Source organism: Mesorhizobium sp. M1A.T.Ca.IN.004.03.1.1, assembly GCF_003997555.1.
Taxonomy (GTDB): domain Bacteria; phylum Pseudomonadota; class Alphaproteobacteria; order Rhizobiales; family Rhizobiaceae; genus Mesorhizobium.
Genome location: NZ_RZTV01000933.1, coordinates 1 through 243, shown reverse-complemented (window position 1 = coordinate 243; position 243 = coordinate 1). Strand labels below are relative to the sequence as shown.

Here is a 243-nt window from a genome sequence, read left to right as displayed (position 1 = left end):
GTGCTCCCCAGCACGGGCGGGCTGCAATCCGACGGACGAAGCCTCGTCCGAAAGCATTGCAAAAATCGCTAGGATCGACGGTCACAATCCCTCGTCCGGTATGTTCAAGACCTCTCCGCACGCCTTGCAATGAACGGCGTCCGCGTCATGGCGCTGAAGGCCGCATCGGTGGCAGGAATAGGTCACCTTGTGAGGGCGGACCACTGCCTGAGCAAGCCTGACGAAAAGGGAAATGCCGACAAT

At 59.7% G+C, this 243-nt stretch carries 1 pseudogene; it reads right to left on the bottom strand.

The window, feature by feature from the left end:
• Window positions 1–81 precede the first annotated feature (81 nt).
• A pseudogene (locus EOD29_RS37720) lies at window positions 82–243 on the bottom strand (ion transporter); the annotation flags it as partial.